16 protein-coding genes and 1 pseudogene are annotated in these 22697 nt (G+C 68.3%); 3 read left to right on the forward strand and 14 right to left on the reverse strand.

Annotation, left to right across the window (positions count from 1 at the left end; translation table 11 throughout):
- Nucleotides 1-80 precede the first annotated feature (80 nt).
- Entirely contained in the window at nucleotides 81-2648 is a 2568-nt protein-coding gene (gene clpB / locus NE2_RS30310) for an ATP-dependent chaperone ClpB (RefSeq protein ID WP_063031653.1), read from the reverse strand.
- A gap of 273 nt (nucleotides 2649-2921) precedes the next feature.
- On the opposite strand from clpB, the gene NE2_RS30315 reads away from it, so the two are divergent.
- Both NE2_RS30315 and NE2_RS30320 read left to right on the forward strand, forming a co-directional pair.
- Nucleotides 2922-4079 carry an FAD-binding oxidoreductase gene (locus tag NE2_RS30315; RefSeq protein ID WP_030516672.1) on the forward strand — a complete coding sequence of 386 codons (1158 nt, stop codon included), beginning with the start codon at nucleotides 2922-2924 and terminating at the stop codon, nucleotides 4077-4079.
- Nucleotides 4080-4204: 125 nt separating this feature from the next.
- A complete protein-coding gene (locus NE2_RS30320) occupies nucleotides 4205-4990 on the forward strand; it encodes an FAD-binding oxidoreductase (protein ID WP_081879635.1) in 786 nt (261 codons plus the stop codon).
- Between the two features lie 16 nt (nucleotides 4991-5006).
- On the opposite strand, the gene NE2_RS30325 is transcribed toward NE2_RS30320, so the two are convergent.
- The 8 genes from NE2_RS30325 to NE2_RS30360 all read right to left on the reverse strand — a co-directional run bounded on the left by NE2_RS30325 (nucleotide 5007) and on the right by NE2_RS30360 (nucleotide 13642).
- The gene (locus NE2_RS30325; protein ID WP_063031632.1) at nucleotides 5007-6176 is read right to left on the reverse strand and encodes a globin domain-containing protein; all 1170 of its coding nucleotides are present in this window, start codon (nucleotides 6174-6176) and stop codon (nucleotides 5007-5009) included.
- Nucleotides 6177-6559: 383 nt separating this feature from the next.
- Entirely contained in the window at nucleotides 6560-6955 is a 396-nt protein-coding gene (locus tag NE2_RS30330) for a heat shock protein transcriptional repressor HspR (RefSeq protein WP_063017334.1), read from the reverse strand.
- A complete protein-coding gene (gene dnaJ / locus NE2_RS30335; RefSeq protein WP_063017336.1) occupies nucleotides 6955-8127 on the reverse strand; it encodes a molecular chaperone DnaJ in 1173 nt (390 codons plus the stop codon). The genes NE2_RS30330 and dnaJ overlap by 1 nt, the downstream gene beginning before the upstream one ends.
- A gap of 39 nt (nucleotides 8128-8166) precedes the next feature.
- Nucleotides 8167-8811, reverse strand: a complete 645-nt coding sequence (grpE, locus tag NE2_RS30340) for a nucleotide exchange factor GrpE (RefSeq protein WP_030516677.1) — start codon at nucleotides 8809-8811, stop codon at nucleotides 8167-8169.
- Nucleotides 8808-10649 carry a molecular chaperone DnaK gene (dnaK, locus tag NE2_RS30345; protein WP_030516678.1) on the reverse strand — a complete coding sequence of 614 codons (1842 nt, stop codon included), beginning with the start codon at nucleotides 10647-10649 and terminating at the stop codon, nucleotides 8808-8810. The genes grpE and dnaK overlap by 4 nt, the downstream gene beginning before the upstream one ends.
- 338 nt (nucleotides 10650-10987) lie before the next feature.
- A complete protein-coding gene (locus NE2_RS30350; RefSeq protein ID WP_063031655.1) occupies nucleotides 10988-11638 on the reverse strand; it encodes an HhH-GDP family DNA glycosylase in 651 nt (216 codons plus the stop codon).
- Between the two features lie 99 nt (nucleotides 11639-11737).
- Nucleotides 11738-12559: a DUF1707 domain-containing protein gene (locus NE2_RS30355; protein ID WP_063909525.1), complete on the reverse strand. Its 822-nt coding sequence runs from the start codon at nucleotides 12557-12559 to the stop codon at nucleotides 11738-11740.
- A gap of 9 nt (nucleotides 12560-12568) precedes the next feature.
- A complete protein-coding gene (locus tag NE2_RS30360) occupies nucleotides 12569-13642 on the reverse strand; it encodes a DUF1707 SHOCT-like domain-containing protein (RefSeq protein ID WP_167356799.1) in 1074 nt (357 codons plus the stop codon).
- Nucleotides 13643-13774: 132 nt separating this feature from the next.
- Between NE2_RS30360 and NE2_RS30365 the strand changes: the two genes are divergently transcribed.
- Nucleotides 13775-14935: a zinc-binding dehydrogenase gene (locus NE2_RS30365; RefSeq protein WP_030514327.1), complete on the forward strand. Its 1161-nt coding sequence runs from the start codon at nucleotides 13775-13777 to the stop codon at nucleotides 14933-14935.
- A gap of 4 nt (nucleotides 14936-14939) precedes the next feature.
- Here the strand turns inward: NE2_RS30365 and NE2_RS30370 are convergent, their stop codons facing one another.
- The 5 genes and pseudogenes from NE2_RS30370 to NE2_RS36455 all read right to left on the reverse strand — a co-directional run.
- On the reverse strand, nucleotides 14940-15797 hold the full coding sequence (locus NE2_RS30370) for an RNA polymerase sigma factor (protein WP_063031657.1): 858 nt from the start codon (nucleotides 15795-15797) through the stop codon (nucleotides 14940-14942).
- Nucleotides 15798-15841: 44 nt separating this feature from the next.
- Nucleotides 15842-16729, reverse strand: coding sequence for a haloalkane dehalogenase (locus NE2_RS30375; protein ID WP_063031638.1), 888 nt, complete (start codon nucleotides 16727-16729; stop codon nucleotides 15842-15844).
- A 121-nt stretch (nucleotides 16730-16850) separates the two neighbouring features.
- Nucleotides 16851-18446 carry a dynamin family protein gene (locus tag NE2_RS30380; protein ID WP_233429924.1) on the reverse strand — a complete coding sequence of 532 codons (1596 nt, stop codon included), beginning with the start codon at nucleotides 18444-18446 and terminating at the stop codon, nucleotides 16851-16853.
- 88 nt (nucleotides 18447-18534) lie between these two features.
- Nucleotides 18535-20403 (reverse strand): dynamin family protein, encoded by a 1869-nt coding sequence (locus tag NE2_RS30385; RefSeq protein ID WP_063031640.1) that lies wholly within the window; start codon nucleotides 20401-20403, stop codon nucleotides 18535-18537.
- Between the two features lie 51 nt (nucleotides 20404-20454).
- Nucleotides 20455-22697, reverse strand: a pseudogene (locus NE2_RS36455) (hypothetical protein); the annotation flags it as partial.

The raw sequence follows: 22697 nt of genomic DNA on the forward strand, positions 1-22697 counted from the left end.
TCCGGCGGATACGCCGGAGCGCGGTGTGCGATTCACTCACACACCGCGCCCCGTTCATTGAATCCCGGACGGCTCGGTCGTCACCGACCCACGATCAGCCCGTCGCCGTCGGGTGCGACGTTGACCTTCACCAGGTCGCCGTCGGTGACCTCACCGGCCAGCAGTTCCTTGGCGAGCGAATCGCCGATGGCCTGCTGGATCAGCCGGCGCAGCGGCCGGGCGCCGTAGACCGGGTCGTAGCCGCGCACGGCCAGCCAGAACCGCGCCGAATCGCTGACGTCCAGCTTCAGCCGCCGCTGCGAGAGCCGCTTCTGCAGCTGCGCCAACTGGATGTCGACGATGTTCTCGAGCTGCTCCTCGTTGAGCGCGGAGAACATCACCACGTCGTCGAGGCGGTTGAGGAATTCCGGTTTGAACGCCGAGCGCACGGCGTTCATCACGAACTCCTTGTCGCCACCGGCACCCAGGTTGGAGGTGAGGATGAGGATGGTGTTGCGGAAGTCCACCGTGCGGCCTTGGCCGTCGGTGAGCCGCCCCTCGTCCAGTACCTGCAGCAGGATGTCGAAGACGTCGGGGTGCGCCTTCTCGATCTCGTCGAACAGCACCACCGTGTACGGCCGTCGCCGGACCGCCTCGGTGAGCTGGCCGCCCTGGTCGTAGCCGACATATCCGGGCGGGGCGCCGACGAGGCGAGCCACCGAATGCTTCTCGGAGTACTCGCTCATATCGATGCGGGTCATCGCGCGCTCGTCATCGAAAAGGAAGTCCGCGAGGGCCTTCGCCAGCTCGGTCTTACCGACACCGGTGGGTCCGACGAACATGAACGAGCCCGTCGGCCGGTTGGGGTCGGCGACCCCGGCCCGGGCGCGGCGCACCGCGTCGGAGACCGCGGTGACGGCCTCGGCCTGTCCGACCACCCGATGCCCGAGTTCCTCCTCCATCCGCAGCAGTTTCTGGGTTTCACCCTCGAGCATGCGGCCGACCGGGATGCCGGTCCACGAGGAGACCACTTCGGCGATGTCGTCCGGACCGACCTCCTCCTTGAGCATCACCTCGTCCTCGAGGCTGCCGCTGCCGGCCTTGCCCGCGTTCTTCTCGGCCTCCGCGAGCTGCTTCTCGAGCTGCGGGATGCGGCCGTACCGCAGTTCGGCGGCCTTGCCGAGATCACCGTCGCGTTCGGCGCGCTCGGATTCACCGCGCAGCGATTCCAGCTGCTCCTTGATGGTGCGGACCGAGTCGATGGCCTGCTTCTCGTTCTGCCAACGCGCCATCAGCTGGTTCAGCTTCTCGCGGTCGTCGGCCAGTTCCTGGCGCAACTTGTCGAGTCGCTGCTTGGACGCCTCGTCGGTCTCCTTGGCGAGGGCGACCTCCTCGATCTCGAGGCGGCGCACCGCCCGTTCGACCTCGTCGATCTCGACCGGCCGCGAGTCGATCTCCATGCGCAGCCGCGAGGCCGACTCGTCGACCAGGTCGATCGCCTTGTCGGGCAGGAACCGCGAGGTGATGTAGCGATCGCTGAGGGTCGCGGCCGCCACCAGCGCGGAGTCGGTGATCCGCACACCGTGGTGTACCTCGTAGCGCTCCTTGAGCCCGCGCAGGATGCCGATGGTGTCCTCCACCGACGGCTCGCCGACCAGCACCTGCTGGAAGCGGCGCTCCAGGGCGGCGTCCTTCTCGATGTGCTGACGGTATTCGTCGAGCGTGGTCGCACCGACCAGGCGCAGTTCACCGCGCGCCAGCATCGGCTTGATCATGTTGCCGGCGTCCATCGCCGATTCGCCGGTCGCGCCGGCGCCGACGATGGTGTGCAGCTCGTCGATAAACGTAATGATCTGTCCGGCACTGGATTTGATCTCCTCCAGCACCGCCTTGAGCCGTTCCTCGAACTCACCGCGATACTTCGCGCCGGCCACCATCGCACCGAGGTCCAGCGAGACCAGCGTCTTCCCGCGCAGCGATTCCGGAACGTCCCCGGCGACGATGCGCTGGGCCAGCCCCTCGACGATGGCGGTCTTACCGACACCGGGCTCACCGATGAGGACCGGGTTGTTCTTCGTGCGCCGGCTCAGCACCTGCACCACGCGCCGGATCTCGGTGTCGCGGCCGATGACCGGATCGAGTTTGCCCTCGCGCGCGGCTGCGGTGAGGTCCGTGGAGTACTTCTCCAGCGCCTGATAGGTGCCCTCGGGGTCCGCGCTGGTCACGCGGGTGTTGCCACGCACGGCGGTGAACGCCTCGCGCAGCGCGTCCGCGGTGGCGCCGTACTTCAGCAGCAGCTGCGAGACATCGGAGTCGCCTTCGGCGAGACCCACCACGACGTGCTCGGTGGAGACGTACTCGTCACCGAGTTCGGTGGCGAGGCGCTGGCCGGCGGTGAGCGCGGCGAGCGCTTCCCGGCCGAGCTGCGGCTGCGTGGTGGCGCCGGTCGCGCGGGGCAGTCGGTCGACGATGTCCTGTGCCTCGCGTCGCACCGTTGCCGGGTCGACCGCGACAGCCTTGAGCAGGGGGGCGGCGATGCCGTCGGTTTGATCCAGCAGCGCCACCAGCAAGTGAGCCGGACGAATCTCCGGATTTCCGGCAGCCGAAGCCGCCTGCAGGGCAGCCGTCAGGGCAGCCTGGGTCTTGGTGGTGGGGTTGAACGAGTCCACGATCACCTTCCTACGGTCGTCTCGCGTTGTGTTCGGTCGGGTCCGGGCGGTCCGACTCTTCTGAGTAGTCCAACGCGGTAGGAGTTGAGTCTGTTCCGCTCAAGTTTGACATATTTCAGGAACCTGTGGCCAATCGTTTCACCCTTGGTGGATCTGGGTAAAGTGATCCGCTCATCACCGCACGACCACGGTTTTTTCGGGGATACTGGTCCGCGGGGGCCGACGACACGGCAGCTGTAGTCGGACACATTGAAGGAAAGGAAGCTCGACGTCGTGGATGCGCGTTCGGCAGCGCTGGTCCGCGCCAACTTCCGGTCGATCGTCGAGGCGCCGCAAGGGCCCGAACGATTGATCGGCGCGTTTTACAGGCATCTGTTCGCGGAGGCTCCCGGCCTGCGCGAATTGTTCCCGCACACGATGGATATGCAGCCCAAGCGGGTTGTCACGGCCATCCAGTTCGTGCTGGATCATCTGGAGAACTGGGACCGCGCGCAGCGGTTCCTGGAACAGTTGGCCCTCGACCACCGCAAATACGGTGTCGCGGCGGCACATTACGATGCCGCCGGACGCGCGTTGCTGGCTGCCTTCGTCACCTACAACGGTCCGCTCTGGACACCCGATCTGGAGGACGGCTGGCGCGATATCGCCATCCTGATCTCGGCCTCGATGGCCATCGGCGCCAACTCGGACACCTCGCGACCGTATTGGGAAGCGACGGTGGTCGGCCATCGGCGCGTACTCGACGACCTGGCGATCGTGCGCCTGCAATCCGACGAGCCGATCCCCTACCAGGCCGGGCAGTACGTACCGGTCTCGATCCCGCAGCGACCGAAGATGTGGCGGTATCTGTCCCCGGCCATTCCCACGAACCCGTACGGCGAGATCGAATTCCACGTCCGCAAGATCCGCACCGGCTGGGTCAGTCCCGCGATCGTCGGCGAAACCGAGGTCGGCGACACCTGGTTGATCGCCGGGCCGCTGGGCGGCCTGCACATCGACACCGAATCCCAGCGCGACGTGCTGATGATCGGCTCCGGGACCGGAATCGCGCCGCTGCGCGCGCAGTTGATCGAGATGGGCCGGCGCGGCGTGAACCCGCGCGTGCACTTCTTCATCGGCGGCCGCTATCCGTGCGATCTGTACGACGTGGAGAACATGTGGCAGCTGTCGCTGAGCAATCCGTGGCTGACGGTGGTGCCGGTCTGTGAGAGCGACACGAATCCGTGGTGGCATCCGCATCCGCCCGCGGACCCGCCGTACGGCATGCATCGACGGCTGATCGGGAATCTGGGCGCGGTCGTGGCCAGCTTCGGCTCGTGGTCGGATCGGCAGATCCAGATCGCCGGATCGGCGCGGATGATCGCCGACACCAAGCGGGCGCTGCTGGCGGTCGGCACCCCCGAACACATCATCAGCGCCGACCCGGTGTGAGCGGCAATCGGTAGGCAACCCGGCGTCCGCGGCGTACCTTGGTGGGCGGGCGTGAGCACACGGGACCGCGCCCGGCACAAGACTTTTCGGGGGCGGCAGCTGTCCCTCGGATCACAGGAGGAACGGTGACGTTGGGTCCGGATGAGACCGGGGAGATTCGGCTGGACGCGCCGACGGAATGGTCGTCGACCGTCGTCGGACATCATCGGCTGCGCCACGATCTCGCGGTGGTCCGGTTGATCGGCGAATTCGTCCCGTTCGAGGCGGGCCAATCGGTCGAGGTCCAGATTCCGCAGCATCCCGGTATGCGCCGCCGGCTGTCGCCCGCGCTGCCGCCCTCACTGGACGGCAAACTCGAATTCCACGTCCGCACCGTCCCGGGCGGATGGTGCAGCGGATCGATCGTCACCGAAACGGCTCCTGGCGACGAATGGCGGATCAGCGCTCCCGCCGGGTGGCTGAGCGTCGACCCCGGCACCACCGACCTCGTGATGATCGCCGGCGGAACGGGTCTGGCGCCGATGCGCTCGCTCCTGCTGGATCTGTCCCGTCGCCCGGAGCCACCGCGCACCCATCTGTTCATCGGCGGACGCAGCCCGCGCGACCTCTACGCCTCCGACATGCTCTACCTGCTCGCCGGCGAAATGCCCTGGCTCACGGTGATTCCCGTGGTCGAGAGGGCCGAGGACCCGAATTGGGTCGACCAGTGGTACGAGAGCTGCCGCGTGGATGTCGGATTCGATGTCGACGAGATGATGGAGGGCACGCTGGCCGATGTGGTGGGCGATATGGGCCCGCTGCTGCACCACCAGGTCCTGGTGTGCGGTTCGCCCGGAATGACCCAGGCCACGCTGGAAGTGCTGGTCAATACGGGTACGCCGCCGGAGGCAATCCGCTTCGACGGGCTCTGATCCGCGCCGGCGCCGGCTAGAACAGCGGATCGTGGCGAATGTTCTCGGTGGGCGTGCCCGCCGCCATCAACCGGAATTTGGTGGTCTGCACCGTACTCGGTGATCCGACGATCTGGACATCGCAGTCCGACCAGTCGCCGCCGCGGGCCACGACCGCTCCGATCTGTCCCGTTTCGCGCGGCGCTATGCCCGGAAGATCGGGCTCGACACGTTCCGGATGGTAATACCACCAGGGGTTTTCGTCGCTTTCGGTGACCGGAACGACAGTGAGCCATTTGTTCGCGACAGCCAGTTCGCTCAACGTCGGCAGATCGTAGAGATCGCACGGATGGTGTCCGCCGACGAACAGGTGGACCTTCGGATTGGACCGGCGTTGCGACATCGCCAGCAATTGCGCGCGCAGCGGAGCGATGCCGGTGCCGCAGCCGACCATCAGCATCTTGCGGCGCGTGTTGCGCGGCACCCCCAGCCCGCCGAGCGGCGCCCCGAGCAGCCACTGGTCGCCGATCGCGGTATGGCCGACCATCGCCGGACTGACCCAGCCGCCACTGACGCTGCGAATATGGAATTCGATCTCGCCCTGGGGATTCGCCGGGATAGCCGGGGACAGGTACCGCCACATCCGCGGGCGGGCCGGGATCTGCACACTCACATATTGTCCGGCCGCATAGGTCATGGGCTGGTCGAGCTGCAGCCGGACGACGGCCAGATTGCACAGCACCTCGCGATGTTCGACGACGGTTCCGGTCCAGACCGGCGGCGTCGTCTCCTGATCGGCGGCGCCGATCATCGTCTGGGTGATCAACGCGAGGCCGGCGTCCCAGGCCTGTTCCACCTCATCGGTCCACAATTCGGTGCCGGCATGCGCACGCAGGGCGCTCTTGAGCGAATTACCCACGGCCGCATAATGTTCGGCTACCACACCGTATTTGCGATGGTCGCGGCCGAGCTGCGCCAGGAAGGGCAGCAGTTGCTCGGGCTCCTCCAGCCGGTCCACGGCATACCCGATGGCCTTGACCAGCCGGTCGCGCTGCACCTCCAGAGCGGCGGGGAAGAAATCCCGGAGCTGCGGATATTCGGTGAACAGCAGGGCGTAGAAGGATCGGGCGAGCTGTTCGGGGCCGCCTTCCTCCGCGGCCACCGCCTTGAACGTGGTTCTGATCAGCGCGACGGTCCGCGAATCCATCTGTCCACAACCCCATTTCGCACGTCGAACACGGGCCGGTCCGGTGAGCGCGGTGCCGCCGGACACGCGGCGCAGCCGATGGAGACCGAGTGTAGGCGAGGTTTGCCGGGCGCGGGACGCACTGAACGAACAACAGGGAGGTAATTCGGCCGAACCGAGGTCCCGGAGTGTGTAGCCCCCTGGAAACCGACTCAAAGACCGTGACACGCCATGTATTTCGGCGTGTTCGAGAGTGGTTGTGCACGACTCGATATGCGATTTTCACATTTGCCGGGTGCATGCTGAGTGCCGGAACGAGGCCCGGATACGCGAACAGCGCCCCCGATCCGGGGGCGCTGTCGCACGGTGTGTTCGGTCGCGGAACGGCACAGAGCCGAAACCGCCTACCGCCGTTTGTTGCGTGGCTGCCACACCACCAGTGCGGTACTGCGTTGCGGCGGAGCCATATCGGGCCGATGCCCGGCACGCAGGCGTTCGACCTCGGCGGTCAATTCACCCACCCGCTGCTGCAGCGCCTCGACCTGATTGGTGAGTTCGATGATCCGCTTGATCCCGGCCAGGTTGACGCCCTCGTCCTGGGACAGGCGCTGCACCTCGCGGAGCAGTTCCACATCCCGGGACGAATAACGTCGGCCGCCGCCGGAAGTGCGTTGCGGCGTAACCAATCCCAGTCTGTCGTAGGTCCGCAGCGTCTGCGCGTGCATTCCCGCCAGCTGAGCCGCCACCGAGATCATGAAGTACTCGGTGCCGGTTGCCCGATTCTTCGGATCACCGTTCATTACGCACCTGCCCAACCTGCGCGCGGGTCGAACCCGCCGGCCTTCTCCGCCTCCGCGTAGCGCCGCAGCGCCTCGGTGGCTTCGTCGTCCAGCTTCTGCGGTACCGCGACCTTCACCGTGACCAGCAGGTCACCGGCGCCGCCGCCGCGCTTGGGCACACCGCGCCCGCGCACTCGCAGCGTCCGGCCGTCGGCGGTGCCGGGTGGCACCTTCACTCCGACTCTGCCTTCCAGTGTAGGCACGGAAACCGTTGTACCCAGCACCAATTCGCTGTAGCTGACCGGCAGCACCAGGGTCAGATCGTCGCCGTTGCGGCCGAAGACCTTGTCCTGGCTGACGTGCACGGTCACGTACAGGTCGCCTGCGGGCGCGCCCCGCAGACCCGCCTCGCCCTGGCCCGCCAACCGGATCCGCTGCCCGTCGCGCACCCCGGGCGGGATGCGCACGGTGATGGTGCGGGTCCGGTTCTGGATGCCGGTGCCGTGACAGTCGGTGCACGGGTCGTCGATGATCGAGCCGGTGCCACGGCAGTCGTCGCAGGGTTCGCTGAACCCGAACGCGCCCTGGTTGCGGCTGATCACGCCGGTTCCGTTGCAGTGCGGGCACACTCGCGGGCTGGTGCCCGGCTTGGCGCCGCTGCCGTGACAGGTCGTACACGGCGACGGACTGGTCATCCGCAGCGGAACGGTCACGCCCTGGGCCGCCTCGCGGAACCCGAGAGTCGTCTCGGTCTCCACGTCGCTGCCCCGTCGCGGGCGCGACGTGGTCCGTGTGCCACCGCGGTTGAACAGGCCGCCGAGGATATCCCCCAGACCGCCGTCACCCGCGCCGGCGGCCGCACCGCCGAAGATGTCACCCAGGTTGAATTCGTTGGAGAAGCCGCCACCGCCGGTGTAGCCGCCACCCGGGGCGTAGCCGCCGCGGCCGAAACCGCCGCTGGCGAACAACCGCCGGGCCTCGTCGTACTCCTTGCGCTTCTCCGGATCGGCCAGCACGGCATGCGCCTCGCTGACCGCTTTGAAGCGCTCCTCGGCCTTGGTATCTCCCGGATTCTTGTCCGGATGCAGATCCCGGGCCAGTTTCCGGTAGGCCTTCTTGATCTCGTCCTGGGTCGCGCTGGAGGAAATACCCAGCTCTTTGTAGAAGTCCTTTTCCAGCCACTCCCGATTCACCGGGCATCTCCTCCTTCCGTCACATTGCGCGACTGTGTGTTACTCGGCACCGTCGGCATCTCGGCCGGCATTCGCAGTGTCCGACGAATCGGACAGATCCGCTACCCCATCGGTGACTCCGACCAGCGCATGGCGCAGGACGCGGTCGCCGAAGCGGTAACCCTTACGCATGACCACCCCGATCACCGGGTTGTGTCCCTCACCCTCGTGCTGCACGGCCTCGTGCAGGGTCGGGTCGAAAGATTCACCCTCGACACCGAATTCCTCGAGGCCCTGCTTCTGCAGCGCGTCGGCGAGCTTGTCCGCGACCGACTTCAGCGGTCCGGACTCGAGATCTCCGTGGGCACGGGCACGATCCAGATCGTCGAGCACACCGAGCAATTCGGTGACCACCGCGGCCTTGGCCGAGTCGATGGCGGCCTTGCGGTCGCGGTCGACGCGGCGGCGGTAGTTCGCGTACTCCGCGGTCAGCCGCTGCAGATCCGCAGTGCGCTCGGACAATTCGGCGCTGATGCTGTCGGCGAGGGCGTCGCCCTCGCCGGCCGAAGCGGAGGCCGAAGCCGTGTCGTTTCCGGCTGCGGCCTCGCTCACATCACCCTGCGGAGCGGACGGTTTCCCGTCCTGGTCGATCTTTCGGTTGTCGACGATGGTGACCGGCTCCTCTTTCGGGTTCTGTTCCGTCACTTCTTCTCCGGCTCTTCCACGACCTCTGCGTCGACCACGGTGTCGTCACCGGCGGACGCGTTGCCCGCACCGTCGGCGGCGGCGCCACCCTCGGCAGCCGAAGCCTCGTAGATCGCCTGACCCAGTGCCTGCGATTCGGTGGCCAGCTTCTCCACCGCGGACTTCACCGCGGCGATATCGCTGCCCTGCAGGGCCTGCTTGGCCTCGGCGATAGCCGCTTCGACCTTCTCCTTGGTCTCGGCCGGCACCTTGTCGGAGTTGTCCGCGATGAACTTCTCGGTCTGGTGGACCAGCGACTCCGCCTGGTTGCGGGTCTCCGCCTCCTCGCGACGCGACTTGTCCTCGGCCGCGTGCGCCTCGGCGTCCTTGATCATCCGGTCGATCTCCTCCTTGGACAGGCCGGAGCCGTCCTGGATCTTGATCGTGTTCTCCTTACCGGTGCCCTTGTCCTTCGCGGTGACGTGGACGATGCCGTTGGCGTCGATGTCGAAGGTGACCTCGATCTGCGGCACACCGCGCGGGGCCGGCGGGATGCCGGTCAGCTCGAAGGAGCCGAGCAGCTTGTTGTGCGAGGCGATTTCGCGCTCACCCTGGAAGACCTGGATCTGCACCGACGGCTGGTTGTCGTCGGCCGTGGTGAAGGTCTCCGACCGCTTGGTCGGGATGGTGGTGTTGCGCTCGATGAGCTTGGTCATCACGCCACCCTTGGTCTCGATACCCAGCGACAGCGGGGTCACATCGAGCAGCAGGACGTCCTTGACCTCACCCTTGAGCACACCGGCCTGCAGGGCGGCGCCGACGGCGACGACCTCGTCCGGGTTCACGCCCTTGTTGGGCTCCTTGCCGCCGGTCAGTTCCTTGACCAGCTCGGAGACCGCGGGCATACGGGTGGAGCCACCGACGAGCACCACGTGGTCGATGTCCTTGACCGAGATACCGGCGTCCTTGATCACCGACTGGAACGGCGCGCGGGTGCGGTCCAGCAGATCGGAGGTGATCTTCTGGAACTCGGCGCGGGTCAGCTGCTCGTCGAGGAACAGCGGGTTCTTCTCCGCGTCCACGGTGATGTAGGGCAGGTTGATCGAGGTGCTCTGCGAGGAGCTCAGTTCGATCTTGGCCTTCTCCGCGGCCTCACGCAGACGCTGCAGGGCCATCTTGTCCTTGGTCAGGTCGATGCCCGAGCTGGCCTTGAACTTGTCGACCAGCCAGGTGACGATCCGGTTGTCCCAGTCGTCGCCACCGAGGTGGTTGTCGCCGGAGGTGGCACGAACCTCGACGACGCCCTCGCCGATTTCCAGCAGCGAGACGTCGAAGGTGCCGCCACCGAGGTCGAAGACCAGGATGGTCTGCTCTTTGTCGCCCTTGTCCAGGCCGTAGGCCAGCGCGGCTGCGGTCGGCTCGTTGACGATGCGCAGGACGTTCAGACCCGCGATCTGGCCGGCCTCCTTGGTGGCCTGGCGCTGCGCGTCCTCGAAGTAGGCGGGCACGGTGATCACCGCGTCGGTGATCTCCTCGCCCAGGTAGGCCTCGGCGTCGCGCTTGAGCTTCATGAGGGTACGGGCGCTGATCTCCTGCGCCGTGTACTTCTTGTCGTCGATCTCCACGGTCCAGTCCTCGCCCATGTGGCGCTTGACGGACTTGATGGTGCGATCGACGTTGGTCACCGCCTGGTTCTTCGCCGGCTGCCCGACGAGAACCTCTCCGTTCTTGGCGAACGCGACGACCGACGGGGTGGTGCGCGAACCTTCCGAGTTGGCGACGACGACCGGCTCACCGCCTTCGAGAACAGCGATGACCGAGTTCGTGGTCCCGAGGTCGATACCGACCGCACGAGCCATAGTGGTTCCTCCTAGGTGATGTAACTGTGTGTGGTGCAGGGGCGACCCTGCGTGTGGCACTGTTCGTGCCGGCCGGACCTCGCCCCTGACACCGCACGGAGCACGGTCCTCAGCAACACTGAGCGTGGTCGGCTCAATCCTGCCCCCCGATCCCGTCGGAGTCAACCAGAGACTTGAGTCGCTTTCACTCAACCTTGCGTCGATCAGCTCAACGAGCGGGGCGGACGGTTCATTCCCGGCCGGACGAAAAAATTTCCCGGCCCGCCGGAGCGCACGCGGCGCTCACCGGGCCTGGTCCCGCAATACGCGGATGACCAGGCGTTTCGACCATCCGACCCTCAGCCGGCGGCCGCGAGTACCCGGTCGGCGAGATCCTTGTCGAGACTCACCCGAACCAGGGCGGCGGCCAATTCCGCGTCGTGGCCGGAAGGGCCGAGGCGGTCGAGGCGCTTCGGATCGGTCGACAGATGCAGCAGATCGGCACCCTTGCGGGCCCGGTCGTCGAAATGCGGGCGCACCCAGGTCCAGACATCCTGAACTTCGCGCAGGAAGATTTCGGCGCCGGTCGGGCCGATGCCCTTGAACTGGTGCAGCGATTCGGCCAGCCGGTCCGGGTCCCGATCCGCTTCGGCGGCCAGTTTCCGCAGATCGCCGTGGTAGCGGTCGAGCAGGATGGTGGCGTTCTCACCGAGCCGGGTGGCGGTGGATTCGTCGTAGCGGCGGTAGTGGCCGCGCCCCAGCGCGTCGACGAGGTCCTGCCAGTCGGCCTCGGCGACGCGCTGCGGGGTGCGGTAGCCGCTCGATCGCAGTTCGCGCGCGGCGGCGACCGCGATATCGGCGGTGATCCGGGCGCTCATGAGCTGGGCCAGCACCAGGAGCTGGAACAGCGGAGCGGGTTTGTCGGCGAGAGTGATTCCCGCCTCGGCCGCATAGGTGGTCCCCGCTCGGTCGAGCAGTTCCCGGGCGATCCGATCCTCGTTCGCGCTCATCTGCGACACCCCACTTTCGTCGACCCGGCGATTCACTACCCGGCTAACCCGAGACGCACAGGTCAAACCCGCCGGCGAGGACGGCCGACGTCTCCTGCCTCACGGCTGGGATTTGTAGACCACCAGTGGTTCACCGGACGGCGCGACCACCAGATGCCCGCTGCGGGCGCCTTCGGTGAAGATGGTGATCGTCGGCGGGTGATCCGGCGCGGAGCTGTCGCGACCGATGATCAGATGGCTGACCTTCGTCTGCGGCGACCCGACGGTTCGCGGAGCTCCGGCCAGCAGGGCCGCCAATTTCGGCACATCGATCGTCGCGAGGTCGATCGGCTCGAGTTTCGGATCCCGGCTGCTGGTCGTCCAGGTGTCGAATTCGCCCTTGTAGGAAGCTCTTTCGGAAATCGACCGGTCCCCCGTGCGGGGCCGTTCGATCGAGGCGTTCTCCGGCATCAGCGTCACGTCGTCGGCGAGCAGATCGCCGTAGTGCTGACGGTAATCGGACAGAAACGCCTCGATACCGGCGGCGGTCGTCATATCCGGCGGCGTGTGGTCGGCGAGCGGACCGTCGTCGCTGCTCACCCAGCCGCAGAACATGCCGATCAGTGCCGCAGCCGCCACCGCACCGCCCGCCAGTACCCACCGTCGGGCACGCCGTCGTCGCGCTGGGCGCACGACGGGGGCGTCGGCCATATTTGCCGGAATCTGCAGATCGCCGATGACCTTCTCCACGTCGGCGAAGGTGCGCGCCCGCATCGCCGCGGCGGTGCGCCGCCCGTGCTCGGAGTCGGAGAGCTGACCGTCGTCGCGGGCGGCGTCCAGCAGCGCGCAGGCGTCGACGCGATCCGAATCACGCACCCGCAGACCGCTGTTCGCGGCCCCGGCCGGGGCGCCCGTTCGGCGGGATGTGGCGAAGGTTCCCATCGGCTGCACCTATGTGTGGAACGGGTAGACGCGAATCGGATCGCCCGCGGGCGTGGCTTCCAGGTATGCGTTCTCGTTGAACGAATTCCCGACGTAGATGCTGATCGTGGGCACCTTGGAGATGGTGTCGATACCCATGCCGATATGACTCACCGCGCCGCCGGGGACCTTCAGCAGCGGTACCGCCCGCGCGATCAGATCGCCCAGCGCGGACGTGTTCACCGCGGCGAGGTCGAATATCGGCTTGTCGGCCGAGCGAGTGGTGACGGCGGTCGAGGCCATGAAACCGCCCCGATAGGAGTAGTCGGCCACCCGATTCGGCTGCCGCGCCGAGGTGCGGTCGACCGACGCGAAATCGGGGAACAGGGTCAGGTCGTCGACGGTGGTGTCCCCGAATTTCGCTTGATAGTCGCTGCGGAACTTCTCGAAGCCGGCCACCGTGGTGAGGTCGGGCGTCTCGATCACCACGGGCTGTATCACCTGCGGCGCCGCGGCCGCGATCGGAGCGGGCTCGGGGGCGGCTCGATGCGTCAGCAGATATCCGCCGACCGCAGCCGCCAGCACGACCACCGCCGCGACGCCCGCGAACCACGCCGTCCCGCTCTGCGCTCCCGCCCGCGGATCGATCGGCGCTTCGGCCGGGCGCTGCAGGTCCGCGGTCAGTTCGGCCAGATCGCCCAGGGTTTCGGCGGCCGTGGTCAGATCGGTGAGGGTCTGATGTTCCTCCGCCGAGAGCTGACCGTCGGCCAGGGCGGTGTCGAGGGCACGGCAGGTTTCGGCGCGGTCGGCGTCGCGGGCACGGATATGGGCCGGATAGCGGCCTGCTCGCCGGGGCGGGCCCGGCGGCTGTGTCCATTGCGCACCACCGGCGGGCGGTTGCAGGTCGTCGACCAGATTCCGCAGTTCGCCGACGGTCTTCGCGGTGGCCGCACGGTCGGACCGGTCGTGATATTCGTCGGCGCTGAGTTGGCCCTCGTCGAATGCGGCATCGAGCAGGGTGCGCGCTTGAACTCGGTCCATATCGCGGGCCCGCATGCTGCCGGGTGCGGGCATACCCGGCATTCCGGACCCAGAAGAGCTCACCCCTGGATGGTAGCGACTCGGCATCCGCATCACGGCGTGTCGGTGCGGGATTCGGGCGACCCCCCAGTTTGTCCGCGGGTGTTCCTCCGCAATCCCGCTGATTCGGCACATCCCGCGCGGTACCGTGCGGATATGAAGGCCGTGGTGTGTTCGGAAGGCAAGCTGGAAGTCGCTGATATCCCGGCGCCGAAACCCGGGCCCGGCCAGTTGGTGATCGCGGTGTCGCGATGCGGGATCTGCGGCTCCGATCTGCACGCCCGTCTGCACTGTGACGAACTCGCCGAGCTCGCGGCCGCCACCGGTTACCGGAATTTCATGCGCTCCCATCAGCGTGTGGTGCTCGGCCACGAATTCGTCGGGGAGATAGTCGAATACGGGCCCGACTGCCGCAAACGCTGGCAGCCGGGCACCCGCGTGGTGGCATTGCCGATCGTGCGCAACGGCCGCGACCCGGAACTGACCGGACTGTCGGAGCAGGCGCCCGGCGGCTACGCCGAACAAGTCGTGGTGCAGGAATCCATGACGTTCCCGGTGCCCAACGGGCTGGCCACCGACCATGCGGCGCTGACCGAACCGATGGCCGTCGCCTGGCATGCGGTGCGCAAAAGTCGGGTGGGCCGCAACCAGCCCGCGTTCGTGGTGGGGTGCGGGCCGATCGGCCTGGCGGTCATCAGCATGCTGCGCGCCGCCGGCGTGAAGAATATTGTCGCCAGCGACTTCTCACCGCGTCGCCGCGAACTGGCGCGCCGGTGTGGCGCGAATGTGGTGGTGGATCCGAATCTGGAATCACCGTGGACGGCCAACCCCGCGAAGGGTCGCATCTCCGGCGTCACCGATATCCTCAATCTCGGTTTCGACACCATGACGCGACTGCGCAGCATCCCGAAACTGCCCTGGTGGTATCTGTTCCGCCTCGCGCACAGCCTGGACGCGGCGCCGGGCGGGCCGGTGGTGTTCGAATGTGTGGGCGTGCCGGGGATCATCGACCAATTGCTCACCGACGCACCGCCTCTGACCCGCATCGTGGTGGTCGGGGTCTGTATGGAGACCGACCGTTTCCGGCCCGCGATGGCGATCAACAAGGAGATCGAACTGCGCTTCGCCTTCGGCTACGACCCGGGCGAATTCCGCGACACCCTGCACATGATCGCCGGCGGCAAGGTCGACCCGGCCCCGCTGATCACCGGAACCGTGGGGCTGGCGGGTGTCGACAACGCCTTCACCGCCCTGGGCAGTCCCGAACATCACGCGAAAATCCTTGTGGACCCGTCGAGTTCATCGGACCACGTGTGATCGCTCAGCGGTCGAGCAGCGGGAAGCGTCCGGAATCCAGCAGTTTCGCGATCGCGTCCAACCGCGCCGGCGGCAGCGCGTAGTCCGGGTGGGCACGCAGTATCGACGCGGCATCGTGCAGGCCGACCATCTGCTTCTCGGCATCGGCCGCGCTGCGGCCACCGGGCGCCACCGGATGACCACCCAGGCCGGGTGCGCCGGGCCGCACCCGGCCCTGGTCGACGGCGGTCCGCACGCGGCGCGCGCAGCGGCACGGCGCTGCCGGATTCGCCACACCACAGGTGGCGTTCAAGAAGTTGCCGAGCCGAGTCCTCGCCCGTTCCAGCCTTTTCCGATAGGCCGGCGCGCCGATGCCGAGAATCCACGCGGCCTCGGCCGAGCTCAGTTCGAAGACCTCGGCGAGCACGAACGCGACCCGCTCGTCACGGGCGAGGCATTGCAGCATCGCCTGGCTGCAGACGAGCCGCACCTCGCGGGTGAGCACCGTCGCCTCGGGCCCCCGGTACTCCTGTTCGGCCAGCCCCTCGAGCAGATTGGCGGCGAAGCCGTCCAGGTCCAGCTGCGCCGTTTCCTGCGGGCTGCGCCGGCGCTGGTTCAGCAGATAGTTGACGCCGATGCGATAGGCCCAGGTCGTCAGCTTCGCCTCGCCGCGCCAACTCGCGAGATTTCCGACGGCACGCAGCAGGATTTCCTGCACCGCGTCCTCGGCGTCGGGCGGATTACCTGTGATCCGTAACGCCAAGCGGTACAACGGATCCTGCAACAGCCGCACCACGTCGGCGATGGCGGTCCGGTCGCCGGCCACGGCGCGCTCGACCAGGGCGGTCTCGGCCGCCCGCTCGTCGAGCCCGTCAACGTTCATCGACCTATCGTGCGGTGCCGCGGGCGGCACCGCAACGGCGCAGGTCACCGCGGTGTTGTCCGGACCGCGGTGCGGGGTTCGGTGAGCCGCGCGTCGCGCAGCCAGGTGGCCACGGCCGCGCCGATGGCGTCGGGACGGTCCTCGGGGGCGTGATGTCCGGCCGCACCGATCCCGACGACCTCGACCGCGGCGAAGGTCCGCCGCGCCCACTCCACCGCGTCCGACGATCCGAGGCCGACGCCGGCATCCACAGCCATCACCAGCTTGGGGATATCCGGTGTGGAAGCCATCCAGCGGCCGTAGTCGTCCATGACGGCGGCGACATCGGCGGGCTCCCCGTCGAACGGAATCTCGCGCGGCCACACCAACATCGGCCGTCGCGACTCCGGCGTCGGGTACGGCGCCCGGTACACGTCCAGATCGGCCGGAATCAGGCTGCGCGCGCCGAACGGGAGATTGAACTCGATGAACATGTTGTCGCGCAGAATCATCTGCTCCCCCTCCGGTGACCGGAACCGCCGGAACAGCTCCGCCCCCTGCTCGGGCATCTCGGACCAGCGCAGCGGTCGCAGGAATGTCTCCACCACCGCGACGCCGCGCACCCGGTCGGCATGGCGCGCGGCCCAGTCCATACCCAGCGCACCGCCCCAGTCGTGCCCCACGAGCACGACCTCGTCCAGCTCCAGGGCGTCGAACCAGGCGTCGAGGTAGCGGGCGTGATCGGCGAATCGGTAGGCGATATCGGGCTTGCCCGAATCCCCCATACCGATCAGATCCGGCGCGAGCACCCGGGTCAGCGGATCGACGTGCGGAATCACGTTGCGCCACAGATACGACGAGGTCGGGTTGCCGTGCAGGAAGACCACCGGAACCGGTCCGGTGCCGCTCTCGCGGTAGTTGACGAAGGAATCGAGAGTCACGACGGTCGGCATGATGTGTCCTCGGATCGGTGCCCGGCCGAGTTTTCGGCCCTTACATCCGGTTTCGACACGGGCAGGACGAGGTTGTGACCGGCCTTCGCTGTGATGCGAGACACACCACAGCGCCGAGGGATCAGCGGGCGCGAGGCGGACGCACGCGGTTCATCGGGGTGGTTTCCGGTTCCCGCAACTGGTCGACGATTCCCTCCGCGCTCCGCGCCGCGGTCAGGCAGGCCTCGGTGGTGAATCGGTCGGCCAGCGGATGGCGCGCCCGACCACGCCACTTCCGCACCGCCGCCACCGCGTGTGCCTGCACTTCGCCGCCCGGAGCGTCCGGGGGCAATCCCAGGCGCAGGTGCGGTGCCACACCGGAACCGCCGACCAGCCGGTACAACTCGGTGACATCGTCTGCGGGCAGGGGCAATTCATCGGTGCGCAACCGCCCGAGCAGCCGCAGCTCGGCGAATCCGTGCACATCCGCCAACAGGCTGTTGATATGGGGCAGCAGGTCGTCGGCGCGCGTTCCCGGATGGGCGGCCACGATCCGCGCCACCGCGGTCAACGCCGAATGTGCCTTCAGTTGATCGGCTCGCTGGGCGAACTGCACATCGAGCACCGTGCGCAGTTCCTCCACACCGCTGCGCTCGCCGAGTTCGCGTGCCAGCGTGGCGGAGTCGCGCACGCCCAGCCGGATCAGCGTCACCGCCATGCGAATGCCGAACAGGCCGAAACGGGCAGCGAGATGGGCCCGCAGTTCCGCCGGTACCGGCAGGGGCAACTCCGGATGCGCGAATCGGTCCGCGGACAGCAGGGCGATGCTCAGATCGTCCACCGAGATCCGCGCCAGCGCCTCGAAGGCATCGAATTCGCGCTGCCGCAGCGTCGCGCCGGCGAAGGCGAGCAGGCCGGCGACCGGAATGACCGCCTGGCACAATCCGGTTCGCTCCAGTTCGGTGGCGAAGCGGGCCGAGACCTCGCGGGCCGAATGCAGGGCATCGATGCGGCCGGCGCCGATCTCGTCGGCCCGGGAGACCACCCCGATCACGCCGAGCGGACCCGAAACACCCTGCCGGCCAGCACCTCCGGCGCCGATGCGTTCCAGGAATCCGATATCGGAGGCGTCCAGCCGGCGCAGCAGATAGACGACCGCGTCGGCCTCGGGCACGGTCACCGCAGCATTCTCGTCGGGCGTGAGCAGCCGTGAGGTGCGCAGCGACACCTCCCGCGACAGCGACGAGGTGCCCGGGGTGTCGATGATGGTGGTGCGAGCCAGGGTGGCGGCCGGCCACTGCACATCCAGATGGTCGACCTCGTGCTCACCGGCGGCGTTCCAGCGCAGCGCCGACAGGTCGAAACTCAGACCGTGCGCCCCGGGCAGGCCGTCGGCGCCGGGAGTGCGGCGCACCACCACATCGGCGCTCGCGCCGTCGGCGGCCAGGGCGCTCACGCGCGGTGCCGGGCCGTGGCGGTACCAGGTCACCATCCGCGTGCACTCGGTGGCGTCGGTCGGTGCGATGTCCTGTCCGACCAGCGCATTGAGCAGTGTCGATTTACCGGCCTTGAGCTGCCCGGCCAGCGCCACCCGCAGCGGTTGGTCGAGGCGGCGCGCACAGTCACCGAGCATCGCGGCGGGGCGCGACCGCGGCGCATAGGCGTGGCGGGCCGCCGAAACCAACCGGCGCGCCTCCCCCACGATGCCCGGCGTCTGGTCGCTGACCTGGTAACTCACGCGTCGACCGTACCCGAGCAGGCTGTGAATCCCGGTGCCGTGGGCTGGGAATCCCAGGGCCGCAGGCTCGGAGTCCCGGTGCCGTGGGTCAGGACTGTGCCCCGCGCGCATGACGTCCGGACGGGCCCGCCGACGGCAGCATCGTATCGGCATGACGTCGCAGCTCGGCCACCACTCGCAATTGCCGCTCGAGTTCCGCGCCCCGCTGCGCGCGCTGGGCGTTGGCCACACCGGCGGCATCCTGCGCGGCCTGCAGCGAATCGTTGATCGAACGCAGACTGCGGTCGGCGATGCCGGTGAAGTGATCGCGCAGAATGCGATGGATGCGATGCAGCCGGTCGCGCGACTCCTTGCCCGCCTCGAAACTCACATCGTCGAGGTAGCGGCGCACCGCCATCTTCGCCTCGCCGCGCTTGCGCGCCAGCCGTTCTCGTTTGTCGTCGCGAAACGCCTTGCCGCCCAGCAGCACACCCGCGCCGAGCGACACCGGGTTGATCAGCGCCAGGCCCGCGACCGTACTGGCCAGGCCGATCATCACCATGCCGCCGTAGGAACCGCGCATACCGACGAGCAACTTGTGGCCGATGCCGAGATCCGGCTCGAGATCAGCCAGCGTGACCGCCGCCACCCGGGACTCCTCCAACTCCGAACCCGACCGCACCGCAGGCAGATCCACCGCGCCGAATTCGAGGAAGTGCTCGGCCACCCGCTCGGCCAAGTGGATGGCGCGATGATGCGTCCACAGCAGATTGTCGCCGATGGCGGTGTCGGTCGTATGCATCAGCCATTGTTCCAATTGATCCCACAGCCGGCCGGGATCGTTCTCGTCGATCCATTCCTCGGCGGTTCTGCCGATGGCGCGCAACCGGTCTCGCAAGTCGTGGTCGATATCGCCGGCCAGATCGGTGACGCCGTCGCCCAGCGTCTGCTGCCAGGCCGCGGTCCGGCGATGCAGCTCCTCGGCCTGTGCCTTGGCGGTGCGCAGTTCGCGGATGGCGGCCGCACCGCGCTCGGGATCACGCAGGGCGACCAGTTCACTGCTGAGCGCCAGTGCGAGATGTTCTGCGGCAGAGGAGATGTCGAGAGCCACCGCGCGTTGCGCCGCCGCCTTGTCCCGGGCGACCACCTGCTCCCGCAGGAAGTCGAACAGGACACCGAAACCGGATTCCCGGCCCAGTTGCTGATCCTGCAGCCGCATGGCGTGGCTGCGCAGCAGCGCCGAGACCGGGATGATCGGCAGCGCCAGGCGATTGCGCTCCAGATGCGCCTGGTCGGCCTGCAATACCTGCCGCCAATGCGGATACAGATCGATCTTGCTGAGAATCAGCGCCACGGCCGGGCACAGTTCGCGCACCTGCCGCAGGAAGTCGACCTCCGGTTCGGTCAGTTCGGTGGAGGCATCCGAGAGCAGCAGCACCGCATCGGCGGCCGGGGCCAGGGCGAGAACCGCTGCGGCCGTGGCGGTTGCGTGGCCGCCGACCGGCGGGGTGTCGATGACGACGATCCCGTCGGCCAGCAGCGGATTCGGCAACTCGATCTCCACCCGCGCCACGCGGCCGTGCGGAGACTGCGGCGTGACGGTGTGAATATCGCCGAGCGGCAGGGGAATCCGCCGGTTGTCCCGCTCGTCACCGGACGGCGTGGTGACAACGGTCTCGGCCCGGGCCTGCGGTCCGTGCGAGAGCACGATCGGTACCCCGGTGGTCGCATCGTCTCCGACCGGGCTGATGTCGAGATTCAGCAGCGCGTTGACGAATTGACTCTTGCCCTGGTTGCCCAGGCCCACCACCACGATACGGCGGCGGGGGTCGCGGATCCGGTCGGCCAGCACCTCCAGCCGGCCGACCAGATCGTCACGATCGGCGGTGCGCGCGGCGGTGATGGTTTCGGCGAGAATCCGCGACAGCGGTGAGGCAGGCGCCTCCGGGGCGGTGTCCGCCACGACCACACTGCTCATTTTCGTTGCACCCCAACCTTTTTCGTTGACCGAACCGATTCTTCGCTACCCTCAGTGCAGCAGTCCGCCGGTGATGTCGCCGGAGGCGTGCGTATCGGTGACGGTCGAGGCGTGGCCGGAGGTGTCACCGAACAGGCTCGAATCCGTGTGACCGCCGGTATCGAGCCCGCCCGACAGCGAGCTGTTGCCGCCCGCCGCCAGGGTGCTGTCGATGCCGCTGTGCGCACCGAGGGCGCTGTCCACGCCGCCGCCGATACCCGAGGCGCCGACGCCGGAGATATCGGTGCCGACACCGCTGCCGAACGCGTGCGACACATCGACACCGGACCAGGTGCCGGCGGCCGTACCCGAGAGCGCCGAGGAGGCATCCGTGCCCGCGTGCAGCCCCGAGTCGACCGAACCCGTCAGACCCGAGCTCGCATCGGCGCCCGCGTGCAACCCCGAATCCGCCGCGCCCGACAGCGAGGTCGACAGATCGCCCGCACCGTGGAGACCGGACTCCGCGGTCCCGGACAAGGAGGTTCCGAGGTCACCGGCACTGTGCACACCCGACGCGGCGGTCCCGGACAGCGATGTCCCCAGGTCGCCCGCACTGTGCACAGCCCCCGCGCCCGCGCCGGACAACGACGTGCCCAAGTCGCCCGCACTGTGCACGGCACCGGCACCAGCGCCGGACAGCGAGGTGCCCAACTCGCCCGCACTGTGCACGGCCCCGGCGCCCGCTCCCGAGAGCGAGGTCGCCAAGTCGCCGGCACTGTGGACGCCCGCATCCGCTGATCCGGACAGGGAGGTTCCGAGGCCCGTCGCGCTGTTCACACCGGACGTCGCCGCACCCGACAGCGAGGACGACAGATCCCCGGCCGCATGCGCACCCGAGGCCGCGGCCCCGGACAGATCCGCGCCGGTGTGCACACCGCTGCCGAGACCACCGGACAACCCGGTCTCCAACCCGGTCGCACCCTGCGCCCCCGAAGCCACGGCCCCGCCGAGCCCGGCGCCGATACCGGTGGCACCCCCGAGTCCCGCGGCGGCATTGGCAGCACCACCGAGCGCCCCACCGAGCCCGGCACCGGCATTCGCGGCACCACCCAGGGCACCACCGAGCCCGGCATTGGCGTTCGCCGCACCGTTCAGGGCGCTACCCAGTCCCGCACCGGCATTCGCCGCACCACCCAAGGCACCACCGAGCCCGGCACCGGCGTTCGCCGCACCGTTCAGGGCGCTACCCAATCCCGCACCGGCATTCGCCGCACCACCCAAGGCACCACCGAGCCCCGCACCGGCATTCGCAGCGCCGCCCAGTCCCGCTCCGGCATTCGCGGCACCGTTCAGTGCACCACCGATACCACCCTGCGCAGCACCGCTCAGCGCACCGCCCAAATCTCCGGCCGCCTGTGTCGCATCCGACAGATCGCCGCCGATCCCGGCACCGGCATCGGCCGCCCCGCTGAGTGAACCCCCAAGGCCCGCAGTTGCATTCGCCGCTCCCCCGAGTGCGCCACCGAGCCCAGCGCCCGCTTGGGTCGCACCCCCGAGAGCACCACCGAGGTCGGCTCCGACCTGCGTCGCACCACCCAGATCGCCACCCGCATGGACCGAATTCCCGAGTGAACCTTCCAGCCCCGCACCAGCATTGGCGGCACCACCCAAGGCACCGCCCAGTCCGGCACCGGCGTCCGCCATGCCACCCACCGCGCCACCGAGTCCAGCGCCCGCGTCGGCTGTACCACCCAAGGCACCACCCAACTCGGAGCCCACCGCGGTCGCGGCGCCCGCGGCACCGGACAGCCCCGCACCCAAGTCACCTCCCGCATTCAGCGCACCACCAAGGCCGGCACCCGCATCGGCAACACCGCCCAGCGCGCCTCCCAGTCCTGCACCGGCATTCGCCGCGCCACCCAAAGCACCACCGAGTTCGGAGCCCGCGCCGGTCGCGGCACCGGCAGCACCGGACAGCCCCTCACCCAAGTCACCCACCGCATTCAGCGCACCACCCAGACCCGCACCGGCGTTGGCCGCACCACTCAGTGCACCTCCCAGACCAGCACCCGCGTTGGCGGCACCGTCCAAGGCACCTCCCAGCTCGGAGCCCACCCCGGTCACCGCACCCGCAGCACCGGACACCCCCGCACCCAAGTCACCCCCCGCATTCAGCGCACCGCCGAGACCCGCCCCGGCCTCCGCCGCACCGCCGAGCGCACCACCGAGACCCGCTCCCGCATCGGCAGCACCGCCCAGCGCGCCACCGAGCCCGGCACCGGCGTTGGCCGCACCGCCCAACGCGCCACCGAGTT

Origin of the sequence: Nocardia elegans NBRC 108235, assembly GCF_001612845.1 — a bacterium.
In the GTDB taxonomy this organism is placed as follows: domain Bacteria; phylum Actinomycetota; class Actinomycetes; order Mycobacteriales; family Mycobacteriaceae; genus Nocardia; species Nocardia nova.

What these genes read in the sequence shown, in the direction of transcription:
- NE2_RS30325 (WP_063031632.1), bottom strand. Translation starts at nt 6,176, where the DNA reads ATGGATTCGCGGACCGTCGCGCTGATCAGAACCACGTTCAAGGCGGTG.
- NE2_RS30330 (WP_063017334.1), bottom strand. Translation starts at nt 6,955, where the DNA reads ATGAACGGTGATCCGAAGAATCGGGCAACCGGCACCGAGTACTTCATG.
- dnaK (WP_030516678.1), bottom strand. Translation starts at nt 10,649, where the DNA reads ATGGCTCGTGCGGTCGGTATCGACCTCGGGACCACGAACTCGGTCATC.
- NE2_RS30350 (WP_063031655.1), bottom strand. Translation starts at nt 11,638, where the DNA reads ATGAGCGCGAACGAGGATCGGATCGCCCGGGAACTGCTCGACCGAGCG.
- NE2_RS30355 (WP_063909525.1), bottom strand. Translation starts at nt 12,559, where the DNA reads ATGGGAACCTTCGCCACATCCCGCCGAACGGGCGCCCCGGCCGGGGCC.
- NE2_RS30365 (WP_030514327.1), top strand. Translation starts at nt 13,775, where the DNA reads ATGAAGGCCGTGGTGTGTTCGGAAGGCAAGCTGGAAGTCGCTGATATC.
- NE2_RS30370 (WP_063031657.1), bottom strand. Translation starts at nt 15,797, where the DNA reads ATGAACGTTGACGGGCTCGACGAGCGGGCGGCCGAGACCGCCCTGGTC.
- NE2_RS30375 (WP_063031638.1), bottom strand. Translation starts at nt 16,729, where the DNA reads ATGCCGACCGTCGTGACTCTCGATTCCTTCGTCAACTACCGCGAGAGC.
- NE2_RS30385 (WP_063031640.1), bottom strand. Translation starts at nt 20,403, where the DNA reads ATGAGCAGTGTGGTCGTGGCGGACACCGCCCCGGAGGCGCCTGCCTCA.